Source organism: Acinetobacter sp. CY05 (genome assembly GCF_059515805.1).
Genome location: NZ_JCAKMW010000003.1, coordinates 210,701 through 226,495, shown reverse-complemented (window position 1 = coordinate 226,495; position 15,795 = coordinate 210,701). Strand labels below are relative to the sequence as shown.

At 42.4% G+C, this 15,795-nt stretch carries 12 protein-coding genes and 1 riboswitch; of the genes, 8 read left to right on the top strand and 4 right to left on the bottom strand.

Annotation, left to right across the window (positions count from 1 at the left end; genetic code table 11):
• Positions 1–127 precede the first annotated feature (127 nt).
• A riboswitch (cobalamin riboswitch) is annotated at positions 128–331 on the top strand.
• A gap of 35 nt (positions 332–366) precedes the next feature.
• From AC5YCD_RS05020 to AC5YCD_RS05010, 3 genes are all read left to right on the top strand, one after another.
• Positions 367–2,220 carry a TonB-dependent receptor plug domain-containing protein gene (locus AC5YCD_RS05020; RefSeq protein WP_496128975.1) on the top strand — a complete coding sequence of 618 codons (1,854 nt, stop codon included), beginning with the start codon at positions 367–369 and terminating at the stop codon, positions 2,218–2,220.
• A gap of 106 nt (positions 2,221–2,326) precedes the next feature.
• The gene (locus tag AC5YCD_RS05015) at positions 2,327–2,911 is read left to right on the top strand and encodes a cob(I)yrinic acid a,c-diamide adenosyltransferase (protein WP_496128974.1); all 585 of its coding nucleotides are present in this window, start codon (positions 2,327–2,329) and stop codon (positions 2,909–2,911) included.
• A gap of 133 nt (positions 2,912–3,044) precedes the next feature.
• Entirely contained in the window at positions 3,045–3,758 is a 714-nt protein-coding gene (locus AC5YCD_RS05010; RefSeq protein ID WP_496128973.1) for a glycerophosphodiester phosphodiesterase, read from the top strand.
• A gap of 36 nt (positions 3,759–3,794) precedes the next feature.
• On the opposite strand, the gene AC5YCD_RS05005 is transcribed toward AC5YCD_RS05010, so the two are convergent.
• Positions 3,795–4,226 (bottom strand): META domain-containing protein, encoded by a 432-nt coding sequence (locus tag AC5YCD_RS05005; RefSeq protein ID WP_496128972.1) that lies wholly within the window; start codon positions 4,224–4,226, stop codon positions 3,795–3,797.
• A 248-nt stretch (positions 4,227–4,474) separates the two neighbouring features.
• Between AC5YCD_RS05005 and AC5YCD_RS05000 the strand changes: the two genes are divergently transcribed.
• Together AC5YCD_RS05000 and AC5YCD_RS04995 are read left to right on the top strand one after the other, a co-directional pair.
• Entirely contained in the window at positions 4,475–5,638 is a 1,164-nt protein-coding gene (locus AC5YCD_RS05000; RefSeq protein WP_496128997.1) for an acyl-CoA desaturase, read from the top strand.
• Positions 5,639–5,706: 68 nt separating this feature from the next.
• Complete coding sequence (locus AC5YCD_RS04995; protein WP_496128971.1) at positions 5,707–7,152, top strand: protein adenylyltransferase SelO; 1,446 nt, start codon at positions 5,707–5,709, stop codon at positions 7,150–7,152.
• A gap of 38 nt (positions 7,153–7,190) precedes the next feature.
• On the opposite strand, the gene AC5YCD_RS04990 is transcribed toward AC5YCD_RS04995, so the two are convergent.
• The 3 genes from AC5YCD_RS04990 to baeS all read right to left on the bottom strand — a co-directional run bounded on the left by AC5YCD_RS04990 (position 7,191) and on the right by baeS (position 11,132).
• Positions 7,191–8,546, bottom strand: a complete 1,356-nt coding sequence (locus tag AC5YCD_RS04990) for an amino acid permease (RefSeq protein WP_496128970.1) — start codon at positions 8,544–8,546, stop codon at positions 7,191–7,193.
• A 258-nt stretch (positions 8,547–8,804) separates the two neighbouring features.
• Entirely contained in the window at positions 8,805–9,491 is a 687-nt protein-coding gene (locus tag AC5YCD_RS04985; protein WP_496128969.1) for a response regulator, read from the bottom strand.
• Positions 9,492–9,497: 6 nt separating this feature from the next.
• A complete protein-coding gene (baeS, locus tag AC5YCD_RS04980; protein WP_496128968.1) occupies positions 9,498–11,132 on the bottom strand; it encodes a sensor histidine kinase efflux regulator BaeS in 1,635 nt (544 codons plus the stop codon).
• 124 nt (positions 11,133–11,256) lie between these two features.
• Here baeS and AC5YCD_RS04975 point away from each other — a divergent pair, with 124 nt between their 5' ends.
• The 3 genes from AC5YCD_RS04975 (at position 11,257) to AC5YCD_RS04965 (ending at position 15,737) form a co-directional block, all read left to right on the top strand.
• Positions 11,257–11,796, top strand: a complete 540-nt coding sequence (locus AC5YCD_RS04975; RefSeq protein WP_496128967.1) for a hypothetical protein — start codon at positions 11,257–11,259, stop codon at positions 11,794–11,796.
• A 271-nt stretch (positions 11,797–12,067) separates the two neighbouring features.
• Positions 12,068–13,852 (top strand): acyl-CoA dehydrogenase C-terminal domain-containing protein, encoded by a 1,785-nt coding sequence (locus AC5YCD_RS04970; protein WP_496128966.1) that lies wholly within the window; start codon positions 12,068–12,070, stop codon positions 13,850–13,852.
• 103 nt (positions 13,853–13,955) lie between these two features.
• Complete coding sequence (locus AC5YCD_RS04965) at positions 13,956–15,737, top strand: acyl-CoA dehydrogenase C-terminal domain-containing protein (RefSeq protein WP_496128965.1); 1,782 nt, start codon at positions 13,956–13,958, stop codon at positions 15,735–15,737.
• Positions 15,738–15,795: the final 58 nt, after the last annotated feature.

Genomic DNA, 15,795 nt, shown 5'->3' with positions numbered 1-15,795 from the left:
TCTTGTTCTGGCTTTAACTCATCCTGATTTATAGCCAATCTATAAATTCTAACAATCCGCATTGTAAAGCAATTTTGCGATGTTGCGTAAAGTTCATCCAGATAATTATCTAGCCACATTGTTTAGACTTTGTCCAGTGCGTATACTCTGCCGCAATTGCATAGGGTTTTGGGAAGTTGGTGCAAAACCAACACTGCCCCCGCAACGGTAAAATGAAAAGCATACCTTTATAAATCAACCAGATTTACACCACTGCATGAGATGTGGGAAGGTGGGTATGTAGCAAATGCACATTTAAGTCCGGATACCAAACCTATGCCCCGTAACTCAATCATTCACGAGGGGTGAATGTATGGAGCAACACTCATGTCTATTCATTTTCAGCCAACCGCTTTAGTTGGTGCGATCGCACTTGCGTTGGGTTTTTCTTCTTCAAGTTTTGCCAACACTTCGCCAACAGCGCAAGCCAAACTTAATACTATTGTGGTGACCGCAACACGTTCTGCAGAACAGATTGAAGACGTGCCTGCACGCATCAATGTGATTGGTGTAGATGAGATTGAGCAATCACCCATTGCCTCCTTTCCACAACTGATGATGACCGATGCATCTATCAATATGGTGCAATCTGGTGGTTATGGTCAAATTGCCTCTTTATTTATGCGGGGTACGGAATCTGACCATACATTGGTGCTGCGTGATGGTGTGCGTTTAAATAATGATGCCAGCGGTCTTGCCTCAAATAGCTTTATTGATACCACTGAAATCAAACAGATTGAGATTTTAAAAGGCCCAGCATCAGTACTCTATGGCACCAATGCCATTGGTGGTGTGGTGCAAATGATCACCAAAACCCCAACCAAAAATTCGGCTTTCGTATCTGCTGAAGTGGGTGAAAATAGCACTTATAAAACCATTTTAGGTCTTGATGCGGTAAACAATGGTTTTTATGCGCAACTGCGTGGTCAACGCCTTGAAACTGACGGCACCAAAATTTTTGATTATGTAGGTGCAGAACCTGCCAGCTATGATCAAAAAGGTTTTTCCGGCAAGTTCGGATATGCCAGTGATGCTTTCGATATCACGCTTGAACATTCTGAAAATGAAGGTCGTGCACAGTACGAAGACTATAGTTGGAGCACTTATACTTATAGCCCACGTGCACATAACTTTTTAAACCAAGTCACAACCTTAAGCACCCGTTATCAAGCCAGTGACAACACTGAACTTAAAGCTCGTGTATCGCATTTTAAAGATGTGTTAACACAAATCAATGTGGCGGAAGAAACCAGGTTTGAGTCTGATGAATATGACCTCAGTCTTCGTCAAGAGCTGACTTCACATCAAAACCTTACATTAGGTGTGAACCATAAGGCTTTAGACACCGAAACCCGTAAACCAACAGATTCGTTCCAAGAAAAATTGGACAGCACAGGCTATTATGTCCAGCACCAATTGCAAACGGACAAGCTCAAAACCCAAGTTGGCGTCCGTGTTGAAGACAATCAAAAATATGGCACACATACCGTAGGACAAGCGGCTGTACGTTACTTCTTCCAGCCCCATATCAGTGTCTACAGTAATATTGGTTCGGCATTTAAAGCGCCAACCATGAATGACTTGTATTATGGATATTATGCCAACCCAGAACTCAAGCCCGAAGAAAGCCTGTCTTATGAACTCGGGGCAGATTGGCAAATCAATACAGCTTGGCGCAGTGGCTTATCGGTCTACCGTACCGAAATTGATCACTTAATTGACAGCGACCCAGCCAATGATTGGAAACTGGCCAACATTGATGCAGTAACCATTGATGGCGCAGAAGTTTATCTGCATTTTCATCAAGATCAATGGTTTGCCAAAACCAGTTATAGCTATAACAAAGCCACCAATGATGCCTCTGGTGAAGACTTAAGCCGTCGCCCACGGCAAAAGCTGGCTTTATCGTTAGGTTTGGCTGATGAAGTCTATGGACTCTCGGCAACACTCACCGCCAATAGCCGTTCCGACAGTAGTGCGTATGATGAAGATATGATTCCAGGTCATATGCAAATTGATTTACATGGCTACTACCATGCCAATCCATATACCAAATTGTTCTTTAACGTCCAAAATGCAGGCGATGCCAACTATAAAACGGCTTCTCCAGGCAACTATGATGGTCACTACTACCTCAGCGGTGGACGAGTCGCCTCGATGGGTGTGACGTTTAAATACTAATTTAAATACTGGCTTCAATATTCAGTCAGCATTGCAGTCTATTTTGCATCATGTCAGTACGATGGCATTATGCTTGAATTCAACATTCAAAAATAAAGGAACTCTCATGGGTCACCGTTTAAGTAAAATTTATACCCGTACAGGCGATTCAGGCACCACAGGATTGGGCGATGGCTCACGCGTTGCCAAAGATGATTTGCGTATTGAAGCCTTAGGGGATGTCGATGAGCTTAACTCAAGTATTGGCGTACTGCGCTCACACATTGGCATGAGTGATTTAACTGAAGAGCAGAAGGCCAAATGGGATAAATCGCTCAGCTTAATTCAGCATTGGTTATTTGATTTAGGCGGCGAAGTCTGTATTCCAAACTTTAATTTAGTACAGCCTGTTGCCATCGAATATCTAGAACATGATATCGATGCCATGAATGAATCACTCCCTATGCTCAAAGACTTTATTTTACCCGCGGGGAGCTTGGTGTGTAGTTATGCTCATCAAGCACGTAGCGTTTGCCGCCGTGCCGAACGACGCTTAATGGCCGTACATAACCGCGACCAAAATATTCAAGCACCATCTTTGCAATTGCTCAATCGTCTCTCTGATTGGTTATTTGTGGCATCACGCACCCTACAGTTACAAACTGGTGGCCACGAAGTGTTATGGCAAAAAAATATTAATGAAAGCATCTAAATTGACCTTTAAAAATAGATGATCTTTCATCCGATCATTCTTGCAATTGAGAATGATCGGAGCAAAATAGCGTCACATTTTTGTCACGTCTCTTGTTTATCATGTCCTTTCTACAGATTTTGATAGGTTTTACATGCGCATAATTGGTCATCGCGGTGCGCGTGGTGAAGCACCTGAAAATACGCTCGGCGGCTTTCAATATATCCAAGATTTAGGCATTCTTGGCGTAGAGTTTGATGTACGTCAACTCAAAGACCATGCCTTAATTGTCATGCATGACGATCAAATGCTCAGAACTACAGGACAAGATAAACATCTTTATGAGTGTAGTGCTGCGGATTTAGCCCAGTATAATCATGCAGTGGCTTGGTCAACTTGGAATCAATTTGAACCTACTCCACTGCTGCAACAAACCTTAAATGTAATTTATAACTTTGATCATATCGAAGTAGAAGTCAAAGCGGTGGCCTCAGCACAACATGCTATGCACCTCACTCAAACCTTACAACAACAATTACAAGGGTTTGAACACAGCGCCATTATTACCAGTTTTGACCATAAAATTCATCACGCCTTGCAGCAGCAAAACTCAACCTTTAAACGGGGTTTACTCATTGAAGATACGCGTGGTGAAAAGGCCATTGAAGATGCATTAAGCTTAGGTTGCTGCCAAATTGGCTGGATGAATGAATTAGCCACGACTGAACTGATTCAAGCGACACAACATGCCAATCTTAACGTCAGTGTGTGGACAGTTAATGAGATTGAACGCGCTAAACAGCTGCGTGATCTAGGTGTTCAAGGCCTGATTACTGACTATCCAAAATTGATGTTAGAGCAACTCTAAGCTTGTAAAAAAGCCCTATTGAATAGGGCTATAGAGTTAAGGTTTTTGCGCCACAATCACACTACGCCCGCGCTCATCCACCAATAGCAATTGCTGGCCACTCAGTTGATAACGGCGCACACTGGCTAAAGCATCAGCAAGTTCTGCTTCTTGTGCCAATGCTTGATCGCAACTGTAATGGCCTGCTTTGGCATCTAATGCTAAGCGCTTTTGCGCCGCCTGCAGTACATAACGTCCGTGAATCGCGTTACATCCTGTATGACCTTGAATCACTCCCAACTGTGAGTTGAGTTTCAAACTTGGTATTTGCCCATAAAAGCGCGCAGCTTTGCCATGGATCTGTTTAATTTGCCATGTAATATCCTGTAAGCCATCACTACTACGAGTTACTTTAAGGGGGCGCTCCTGACTGCCTTTAGATGTGGGGGGGGGTTTTGTGCCAGATGGCGTAGTTTGACACGCTACCAAAAACAAGCCAATACACAAAAAACTATTTATTTTTAAAAACTTAGACTGCAACATTTTATAATCATCCTTTTTTTAGCTACGCCTTTCACCCTGTCGCTTTTTCAGTATAAGTCAGGGCTGATATTCTGTTACGGTTTCCTACAATACAAACGTATAATAATACTAGAGTCTGCCTATTTGCTCATGCTAATATGCTTGTCATCTGCACCGATTTAGGTGAGCCGCTGGTCCTAGGAGCGTTGTTGGAGATGAATCCTCCCCTACCCCAAGCCCCGATTAACTGGGTTGCCGTTTTTGCTTTAGTCTTTTTGCCAATTGTTGCCGTTATTGCCATTCCTTTATATGCCATCAACCATGATTTTAGCCTTGCGGCATGGATCAGTATGGTCGTGCTATTAGGCGTCAGCAGTTTAGGCATTACGGCAGGTTACCACCGTTTATGGGCACACCGTGCTTATGAGGCAACCACCCCATTAAAGATTATTTTAATGTTAATGGGAACCTTTGCGGTACAAAATAGTATTTTGTATTGGGGGTCAGGCCATCGTACCCATCACCGTCATGTAGATGATGTGGAAAAAGATCCGTATTCGATTAATAACGGCTTTTGGTATGCGCATTTGGGTTGGATGTTACGTGATTATCCTGCGGCAGAACCTAACTATAAAAATGCCCCTGATTTACAGAACGATAAAATCGTGATGTTCCAGCATAAATATTATGTACCTTTAGTAATTGCGGTACATGCTGCGATTTTACTGCCGCTCGGTTGGGCGGTAGGTGATGTTTGGGGTGTCGTCCTGTTAGGTGGTTTAGTACGTTTAATTTTAAGCCATCATGTGACTTTCTTTATTAACTCACTGTGCCATATGTGGGGTTCGCGTCCTTATACCGACGAAAACACCGCGCGCGATAATTTCTTCTTAGCTGTCGCCACATGGGGCGAGGGTTATCATAACTATCACCATATTTTCCAATACGACTACCGTAACGGGGTGAAATGGTGGCAATATGACCCAACTAAATGGCTCATTTGGAGCTGCTCTAAATTGGGCTTAGCCAAAAACTTACGTCGTATTCCAAGCTTTAATATTAAAAAAGCAGAATTAGCGATGAAGTTTAAATATGCAGAGCAAGACCTAGCCGTCTATGGTCATAACATGACTGAAGATATGGCACAGGCCAAACAACGTATTTCGCAAGAATACGAAGCCTTTAGCCAAACTTTAAATGATTGGGCTAAGCTTAAAGAGCAAGAAATTCAACATAAAAAAGCCGCTGTGGCAGAAAAAATCCACCAAATGGATGACAAGCTTAAAGCTGAGTTCCATCAGGTCGAACAACGCCTCTCCCAGCATCGTGAAGCACTCAATCACGTTATGCGCAGCATTAAAAAGAATAGCGCTGCTTAATACAACAAGCCCCGATTTCGGGGCTTTGTTTGTTATAGTGACTGTTCAAGCTACGAGTATTTTGGTTTATGCAATTTAATTCCCGTTATCCAAGTCTTCCCTCTAAGCTCTATCATGAGCAAATGCCTGCGCCTTTAAATGGGGCCAAAGCTGGACATTTTAATGCAGCCCTTGCCAAGCAATTACAATGGTCTGAACAAGAACAGGCTGATTGGGTTGAGATTTGTAGCGGGCAAAAAACCTTTCGCGAGTTTCAACCGCTCGCCATGGTCTATGCAGGTCATCAATTTGGACAATGGGCAGGACAACTAGGTGATGGACGTGGGCTACTCATTGCACAAATCCTAGATCAAGCTGGTAAAACCGTTGATCTACATTTAAAAGGTGCAGGTTTGACCCCGTATTCACGTATGGGCGATGGCCGTGCTGTACTACGCTCGACAATTCGTGAATATTTAGCAGGTCATGCACTCAACAGTTTAGGTATTGCTGCCAGTAATGCGGTAGGTTTTACTTCTTCAGATCAAGGGGTGCAACGCGAAAAACTAGAACGTGGTGCGATGTTATTACGCACCTCAGATTGTCATATTCGTTTAGGGCATTTCGAATGGATTAATCAATATCAAGGTGATTTACTGCCTGAATTTACACAAAAATGTATCGAATGGCATTACCCTGAATGCCTTGATGCAGAGCAACCCATCCTCGCCTTTGCCACCCGTGTGATTCAGCGTACTGCGGTGATGATCAGTCACTGGCAATTGGTCGGTTTTGCACATGGCGTGATGAATACCGATAACTTAAATATCACTGGCAGTACCTTAGATTTTGGCCCATTTGGTTTTATGGAGCGTTTCCGCCCCCACTGGATTAACAATCATTCCGATCATCAAGGGCGTTATAGTTACCAAAATCAACCCAGCATGGGACATTGGAATTTATGGCAATGGCTGAATAATTTAGTGCCTTTATGTCCAAATCACTATGATAAAGCACAATGGAAACACGATTTAGCTGCCTGTTTAGAACACTTTGAACCGACCTTTTTAGAACATTATAAGTTGGGTTTAGCGGAAAAAATGGGCTTACCAAGTTTCCATAAAGACAGTTTTGACTGTGCCATGGCATTTTTACGCATTTTACAAAGTGAACAACTAGATTACACGCAAAGCTTTATTCGCCTGCAAAATCAAGACTACACCGCGCTATTAGATGATTGTTTGGATCGTCGTCAATTTGAAAGTTTCTTAAGCCAATATCAAAGTATTCGTGAACATCAAGATATTGCAGCGTTAAATCAACGTATGACTGAAGTTAATCCACAGTATATTTTGCGCAACCACATGGCGCAAAAGGCGATTGAATTGGCTGAGGGCAATGATTTTTCAGAAGTGGAGCGTTTGTTTGATTTACTCAGCACACCGTTTATCAAGCAGCCTGATTTAGAACATGCTGAAGATTTAGCACCTCTACCAAGTGACCAACCCGAATTGGTAGTGAGTTGCTCAAGTTAAAAATCATTAAAAATGGACTCAATTGAGTCCATTTTGATTTAAGTTTTTTGTTTATAAAACACTTTAAATAAGATAAACAGTAAAGCGATCCATACCGGTAACATCAGTACCGAAAGCATAAAGCCTTGCATCCACATCACATATAAAATCACCGCCATAAAGGCCAAAACCAAATAGTTGGTTAAGGGTGCAAAGAGTGCGGGAAATTTAGATTGAATGCCTTGTTGTTGCATGGACTTTCTAAACTTTAAGTGGATTAAGCTAATCATCACCCAATTGAGCACTGCCGCTGCGACCACAATATAAATTAAATAACTCAAGGCTTTTTCAGGCACAAAATAATTCAGCAATACGCAGCCAAAAATCAGCAATGCAGAAAATAATACCGCTGCAACTGGAATACCTTTGTCATTTACACGTTTAAAGACTTGAGGTGCATTGCCCTGCTCTGCAAGACCTAACAACATACGGCTATTGGCATACATGCCACTATTACAGACCGAAAGTGACGCGGTTAAAATAATAAAGTTGAGTAAATGTGCTGCCCAATCAATCCCGATTAAATTAAAAATCATCACAAAAGGACTGTGCTCTAAATCGCCTAAACTGAGCTGATTCCACGGTACTAAAGACAGTAAAATGGCTAACGAACAAATATAAAATAAAAACACCCGAATCACGGTTTGATTGACGGCTTTAGGAATATTGTGATCTGGGTTTTCGGTTTCTGCTGCCGCCATACTAATGAGCTCAATGCCACCAAAAGCAAACATCATAAAGGCCAACATATAAAATAGCCCTTCAAAACCATTGGGGAAAAAGCCACCATGTGCCCATAGATTGCTGATTGATGCTGCTGAGTTGACATCGGCAGTGAATAGCAAATACACACCAAACAAAATCATCATAAGAATGGCGAGGACTTTGATGAGAGAGAGCCAAAACTCAGACTCGCCATAAATCTTGACATTGGCCAAATTCATGACAGTGACCAACACAAAGAAAAATAAAACTGATGCCCACGCGGGAATCTCTGGCCACCAATAATTAATATATTTACCAATGGCAGTCAGTTCCGTCATGGCCACTAAAATATATAAAATCCAGTAGTTCCAACCCGTTAAAAAGCCTGAAAACTTACCCCAATATTTAAAAGCAAAATAACTAAACGAACCTGTGACGGGTTCGTGCACGATCATTTCGCCCAATTGGCGCATAATTAAAAACGCAATCAACCCGCCAATCAGATAGCCCAAAATAATCGATGGGCCTGCCGATTGGATAATATGTGCAGAACCTAAAAAAAGTCCCGTACCAATCGCACCGCCCATGGCGATGAGTTGAATATGACGATTCTTTAAACGGCGCTGTAGTTTTGGCGTTTCGTGGTGCAAAACACCCTCTCAATATCAAGCAAAACTAAATTGTATAGGCTGAATTTGCATTCACCTAGTCTGAACTGATCAGAGACTGAGTGATTAAAACTCAGGATTCTCTTAGCGCTTGAGATCTGGCATTTTTTATTCTGTATATTCAAGGTTGTGCTTTACACAACCTTAACTCTGGCAGAGGGTGATGACATTTTGTTGTGAAATAATAAAAAAGCGAATAGGCTCGGCTATTCGCTTTTTATGCTGCTCAATCTGAATCAATTAATCTTCAGGATATTCAAAACGGTAGCCTACCCCATACACTGCTTGAATCCATTCATGACGATTACCGGTTTCCGCAGCATCAGAAATTTTACGGCGTAAGTTTTTAATATGACTGTCAATGACACGATCGGCCACATCAAAACTGTCTGGATTAATATGATCTAGCAATTGTGCACGCGAATACACTTGTCCCACATGCTCTAAAAATAGTTCCAATAAACGAAATTCTGTTGGCGTGAGGTTCAGTGGTTTTTGTTGATACCAAATACGCTGTTGACCTTTATCCATACGGAATAAACTATTTTGTTCAGGCTCCGCTTTACGGTCTAAACGGCGCAACACCGCTTGCACCCGCGCCACCAATTCTTTTGGGCTAAATGGTTTACATACATAATCATCTGCACCCATATTTAAACCTAACACGCGGTCAATTTCTTCAGTACGTGCCGTGGTCATAATGATGGGTAAATCTGATTGTTCACGTACTTTACGACAAATGGTTAAACCATCCATACGTGGCACCATTAAATCTAAAACCATTAAATGCGGTTTACGTTGTAAAAAGCTGTCGTAGGCTTCTTGACCATCATGAAACATACTGACTTCTAAGCCTGCTGCTTCTAAATAGTCACGTACCAACTGTGCGAGTTCGACCTCATCTTCCACCAGCATAATATGTTTCATGTTGCGTTATCCTTGATTGTGCAATGTTTTTGGAAAGGTCAGTTTGCAGCGCAAACCACCTAAAGGAGAATGTTCAAACGTTAATCTACCACCTAAAGCCTGTGCAATTTGGCGCGATAATGCCAAGCCTAAGCCTGTACCACCGGTGGCGCGAGTGCGTGAATCATCGACTCGGTAGAAGCGTTCACCTAGACGCGCCAATTGCTCATCACTCAGACCCAAAGGACTGTCATCCACGTAAACCGTCCATTCGGTTGGGCTGTCATGGCTATGAATCTGCACTTCACCGCCTGCATCGGTATAACGTAAGCTATTACCAATTAAATTGACCATAATTTGTTTAAAACGATCAGGGTCTAATTGTAAACTGGCATCTTGTCCAACGGCATGGATGTCAATATTGGCTTGAGCAAAACTTGGTTTAAAGTTTTCTACTTCTTGCTCAATCACTTGCCAAGGATTAACTTGGGTAAAGTAACAACTGAGCTGCTGCGCATCGGCTTGGGCTAAATCAGCTAAATCTTTGGTGAGTTTTTTTAAGCTGGTCACTTGACGTAGCATGGCGTCTAAATGTTCAGGCGTTGCTTTACGAATGCCATCTTGCATGGCTTCAATTTGTGCCTGTAAAACAGCTAAAGGTGTTTTTAGTTCATGTGATGTATCGGCAACCCACTGACGGCGTGAGGTTTCATGTTGATCTAAAATCGAAGCCAATTGATTGAGTTGCTTGGATAAATCACCTAGTTCATCATTACGATTGACCATCACTTGATGTTGATAATTGCCTTTGGTTAACTCGCGTGTACCCTGCAATAACCTTTGAATTGGGGTTTTAAAATAGGTGGCAAGCAGTAATGCCACAATTAAACTGGCCAAGAAACTTAAGCCATAAATCAAAAATAAATAGCGTTTTTGATTGCTAAAGAAGTTAATACTTAAGGCATCATCTTGCTCTAAAACAGGTTTGAGCGCTAAATAGCCCACCACTTTTTCATCAACGACTATTGGACGCCATGAGGTTTGTGCAGGCGATGGCTCACCGACAATAAATTGCTTTTTAGCATCATATAAACCTAAGCGCGTGCCTAAACCCAAACGGTCAGGCATAGAAATAAATTGCTTTTTACCATCGTTATTTTGTTTTTGATCGCCACGGAAACTACTGATATTGAGTGGAAAACTCAAACCTTCAAACGGCACATATTCTGAGGGTAAATTCAGCTCAATACGGCGCAACTCTTCAGGGTCAATGACACTTTCACTGGCTACAGTACCATTCACAGCTGCGGCTACATTCATTAAAGTATGTTCTTCAAAATAACGTTGCTGCTGGGCAATATCATACTGACGACGCAACCACCAGCGCGATAAACGGTCGTAATCTTCAGGCCCAGCTTCGCCTTCAATTTGCAAAATTTGCGCTTGAATTGCATTGCCCCAATCATGATGCATACTGTAAACACCGCTTAAATTATTTACCAACAAATCAAGCTTTTGCATTTCCACATCAGCTACGTACTTGGCAAAGTTTTTTTGCATAGTCCAATGCAATACCCCAAGACTGACTGTCGTAATCAGTAAGGACGTAAGTAACACGGTGAGAAATAAGCGTAAGGCAATGGGAACGCGACGAATGTTCACAGGCTGCTCTCTAAACAGGAGAAAGCTATTGTACCCAACAGCATACTAAAAAACTCTCCATTGTTTCTTCATCTTTATTATTTAATCTTTAACCCACAAAAATCTGGGTTTTAGGGACAATACAATGATGAAAAAAATCGCAATTGCAAGCAGCGCAGTCTGTGCAACATTACTACTCAGCGCGTGTCAATCCAATACGCAAGTCCAACAACCAAAACATGAACGTATGCTCAAACAGCATCAAGATGGTCGTATGGCAAAGCATCAGCATATGCGCAGTATGCATAAAGCGACTCAACACGCCTGTGTAGGCAAAAAGGTCGGTGACCCAGTGAATTTAACCCTTGGTCAACGTCAGCTAAATGGCAGTTGCGAGATGGTGTTTATGCCAGAACGTGGTCAAAAAGCCTTAAAGTCACATTATAAAATGCAGGCGTCTCAGCCAAAATCACGTAACAGCGTGCTGACTGATGCCGAGCGTGCTGAAATGGTCAAACAATTTGATTTACGTTTAGCACAGCGCCAAGCGCAGCAAAAAGCGATCCAAACTGCTTGCCAAGGTCAAAGCGCAGGTAAGGCCGTACACATTACATTTGCTGATCAGACCATCAATGGTCAATGCCAATTGAAATTTAAGCCGCAGCTGCAAACCAAAGTGGCTTAAAGCGAGGCTAAATTTAAAAGACGCTTGAATAGCGTCTTTTTTTTGTTTTACATAACTGCCACTTAAATTGACTATACCTGATCTTTTTTTAGCTTAAAATTTTTATAAATTAAGTCACTTAGCTCTGCTGCAATTTTTTTCTTTGACTTTTGAGTCATGCTTTCATCTAGCCCTATTTTTTAATCTCAGTATATAAAAGAATCAAAATTTATAGATCTAAAAGTATATCAATCAGCACCAGTGATGGTCCTGACCAAGGGAGAATAATCAGATGCCACAATACAAAGCGCCGTTACGTGATATGCAATTTGTACTGCATGAAGTATTAAATGCCGAGCAACATTATGCTGCTTTGCCTGCCTTTCAGGATACAGTGAGTCGTGAGCTCATTGACCAATATTTACAAGCTGCTGCAGATTTCTGTGAACATGAATTATCGCCTTTAAACCAAGTAGGCGATCAAGAAGGCTGCCGCTGGAACGATGGTGTTGTGACCACACCAACGGGCTTTAAAGCAGCCTATCAAAAATACATTGAACTGGGTTTTCCCTCTTTGTCTGCCGACCCTGAATTTGGTGGCCAAGGTTTACCAAATTCCTTAGGCATTACCGTATCTGAAATGGTGGGCACCGCCAACTGGGCTTGGGGTATGTATCCTGGTTTGTCACATGGCGCTGTACGTACCCTAGAGCATCATGGTTCAGATGAGCAAAAAGCCACCTATTTACCTAAATTGGTTTCTGGTGAGTGGACTGGGACTATGTGTTTAACCGAAGCACATGCGGGTTCTGATTTGGGTATTATTCGTAGCAAAGCTGAACCCAATGCAGATGGCAGTTATGCAATTAGCGGTGAGAAAATCTTTATCTCTGCGGGTGAGCATGACATGTCAGAGAATATTATCCATATTGTCTTGGCACGTTTACCCGGCGCACCCAAAGGCACTAAAGGTATTTCGCTGTTTATTGTGCCTAAACTGATTGATGGTCAAGCCAACGGCGTTCGTTGTGGTTCGATTGAACATAAGATGGGCATTCATGGTAATGCCACTTGTGTGATCAATTTTGATCATGCCAAAGGTTACTTAATTGGACCGGAAAATCGTGGTCTCAATTGCATGTTTACCTTTATGAATACCGCACGTATTGGTACGGCAGTACAAGGCTTATCTGCTGCAGAAAGCTCCTTCCAAGGGGCGCTGGCCTATGCCAAAGACCGTTTAGCCATGCGTTCACTGTCTGGGGTTAAAGAACCAGAAAAAGACGCTGATCCTATTATTGTGCATCCTGCGGTGCGTAATATGTTGCTCACCCAAAAGGCTTTTGCAGAAGGTGGTCGTGCTTTAATTTATGATTTAGCCCAATATGCAGATGTAGTCGAAAAAGCACAAGATGCTGCTACACGTGAAAAAGCAGACAATATTTTGTCGCTACTGACTCCAATTGCCAAAGCCTTTTTAACTGAAACAGGCTATGAAGCTGCCAATAAAGGCGTGCAAGTATTTGGGGGTCATGGCTTTATTGCTGAACATGGTATGGAACAAATTGTCCGTGATACCCGAATTGCCTGCCTATACGAAGGCACAACTGAAATTCAAGCGATTGACTTAATTGGGCGTAAAGTTTTGGGTTCCAAAGGTAAATTGTTAGAAGACTTTGCAAGCATCATTGAAAGCTTTATTCAAGCCCATCAAAATGACTCAAGCATGCAACAATTTATTACCCCTCTTGCCAAATGGGCACAAAATCTAACTCAAGTCACGCAAGAAATTGCCGAGCGTGCGCAGCAAAATCCTGAAGAAGTCGGTGCTGCGGCAGTGGACTATTTACACTTCGCTGGCTATGTAACACTTGCCTATTACTGGGCCCGTATGGCGTATACTGCACAGCAAGCACTCGCTGCTGGCACAACAGAAACTGCCTTTTATCAAGCAAAAATCAGCACGGCGCAGTTCTACTTTAATAAATTGCTACCACGCGTACGCGCTCATATAGCCGTAATTGAAACCGGTGCTGAATCATTAATGCAGTTAGATGCTGAACATTTTGCTTTCTAACTGATTTTTCTTAACACTTAGTGGGACACTCATTGCAATGGGCGTCCCTTTTGTTTATAAAAAGTACAAAACCAATTAAATACAACAACGAGGTGAGTCAATAATGCCAATTTATAATGCACCACTTGCAGATATGAAATTTATTCTCAATGACGTTTTTCATGCTGCTTCATTTTGGCAAGCCAACCCAAAACTTGCGCATATTGATACGGCAACCGCAGAAGCTATTTTAGAAGAAATGGCGAAATTTAGCCAAAACGTGACATTACCTTTAAACCGTACAGGTGATGAACAAGGTGCACAAATTAAAGATGGTGTGGTGACGACACCTGAGGGCTTTAAAGCCGCCTTTGAACAATATGCCCAAGGCGGCTGGTTAGGTTTAGGTGCCGATGAAGAATGGGGCGGTCAAGGCATGCCAAAAATGCTGACTGTGCTCAGCGATGAAATGCTGTTTGCCACCAATCCCGCTTTTACCTTGTATTCGCTTCTATCTGTAGGCGCAGGTTTAGCCTTAGACAGTTATGCCTCGCAACAACAAAAACAAACCTATTTACCTAAAATGTATAGTGGTGAATGGGCAGGGACCATGTGCTTAACAGAGCCACATGCTGGTACAGATTTAGGTATCATTAAAACCAAAGCCGAGAAAAATCCAGACGGCTCTTACAATATTACTGGCACTAAAATCTTTATTACTGGTGGCGACCATGATTTAACTGAAAATATTATTCATCTGGTCTTGGCCAAGACCCCAGATGCACCTGCCGGTTCACGTGGTATCTCCTTGTTTATTGTACCTAAAATTTTAGTGAATGCCGATGGTTCATTAGGTGAACGCAATCATGTCGCAGCAGGTTCCATCGAACATAAAATGGGGATTAAAGGCTCCGCGACTTGTGTGATGAATTTTGACGGCTCCAAAGGTTTTATTGTCGGTCAAGAACATGAAGGCTTAGCCGCCATGTTTGTAATGATGAATTACGAACGTTTATCAATGGGCATTCAAGGTTTAGGCGCTTCTGAATTTGCCTACCAAAATGCTGCACAATATGCTACAGATCGCTTGCAAGGGCGCAGTGCCGAAGGAGTTCAATCTCCTGGAAAACCAGCTGATTCAATTTTAGTACATGCCGATGTACGTCGTATGTTGCTCAACGCACGCGTCAATAACGAAGCTTCACGCGCTTTTGCAGTGTACGTAGCGCAGCAACTCGATATCACTAAATTTTCTAACAACCCAGAAGCAGTCAAAGCCGCCAACGAGCGTGTTGCGCTACTTACTCCTATTGCCAAAGCCTATCTGACCGATACCGCTTTTCAAGCCGTGTTAGATGCACAAATGTGCTTTGGCGGGCATGGTTACATTCGTGAATGGGGTATGGAACAATGTGTACGTGATTTACGTATTGCACAAATTTATGAAGGTACCAATGGCATTCAATCCCAAGATTTAATTGGCCGTAAAACCATTAAATGCCAAGGTGCATTCTTAACTGACTATATTGATGAAATTCGTGATTTTGCTAATCAACTCGATGCAGAGCTGAATTTTATTAAAGATGCCACCTTAGATGCCGCAACAGAACTCGAATCGGTGACGCAATTTATTTTAGAAGCTGCTCAGGAAAATCCAAACTTTGCCAATGCAGTGGGAGTGGATTATTTACATGCTGTTGGATTACTCAGCTTTAGTTATATGCTGGCACGTATTGCCCATGCAGCACAGGGCAAAGCTGGCGATTTCTACCAAGACAAACTCACCCTTGCCATTTATTTTGTGCAACGCATTTTACCTGAACTCCCAATGCGCATCAGTAAAATCAAATCAGGTGCCGATGTCATTATGAGCTTTAGCCCTGAATACTTTACTCGTCAGGCTTAAAAACCACTCTTAAGAAAATACCTGCTGTATGCGGGTATTTTTTTGCTGAAATGTGCAT

Bases quoted from the DNA above. Each gene is read 5' to 3' on its own strand.
- AC5YCD_RS05015 (WP_496128974.1), top strand. From the start codon at position 2,327: ATGGGTCACCGTTTAAGTAAAATTTATACCCGTACAGGCGATTCAGGC.
- AC5YCD_RS04970 (WP_496128966.1), top strand. From the start codon at position 12,068: ATGCCACAATACAAAGCGCCGTTACGTGATATGCAATTTGTACTGCAT.
- AC5YCD_RS05020 (WP_496128975.1), top strand. From the start codon at position 367: ATGTCTATTCATTTTCAGCCAACCGCTTTAGTTGGTGCGATCGCACTT.
- AC5YCD_RS04975 (WP_496128967.1), top strand. From the start codon at position 11,257: ATGATGAAAAAAATCGCAATTGCAAGCAGCGCAGTCTGTGCAACATTA.
- AC5YCD_RS05010 (WP_496128973.1), top strand. From the start codon at position 3,045: ATGCGCATAATTGGTCATCGCGGTGCGCGTGGTGAAGCACCTGAAAAT.
- AC5YCD_RS04985 (WP_496128969.1), bottom strand. From the start codon at position 9,491: ATGAAACATATTATGCTGGTGGAAGATGAGGTCGAACTCGCACAGTTG.
- AC5YCD_RS04965 (WP_496128965.1), top strand. From the start codon at position 13,956: ATGCCAATTTATAATGCACCACTTGCAGATATGAAATTTATTCTCAAT.
- AC5YCD_RS04995 (WP_496128971.1), top strand. From the start codon at position 5,707: ATGCAATTTAATTCCCGTTATCCAAGTCTTCCCTCTAAGCTCTATCAT.
- AC5YCD_RS05000 (WP_496128997.1), top strand. From the start codon at position 4,475: ATGAATCCTCCCCTACCCCAAGCCCCGATTAACTGGGTTGCCGTTTTT.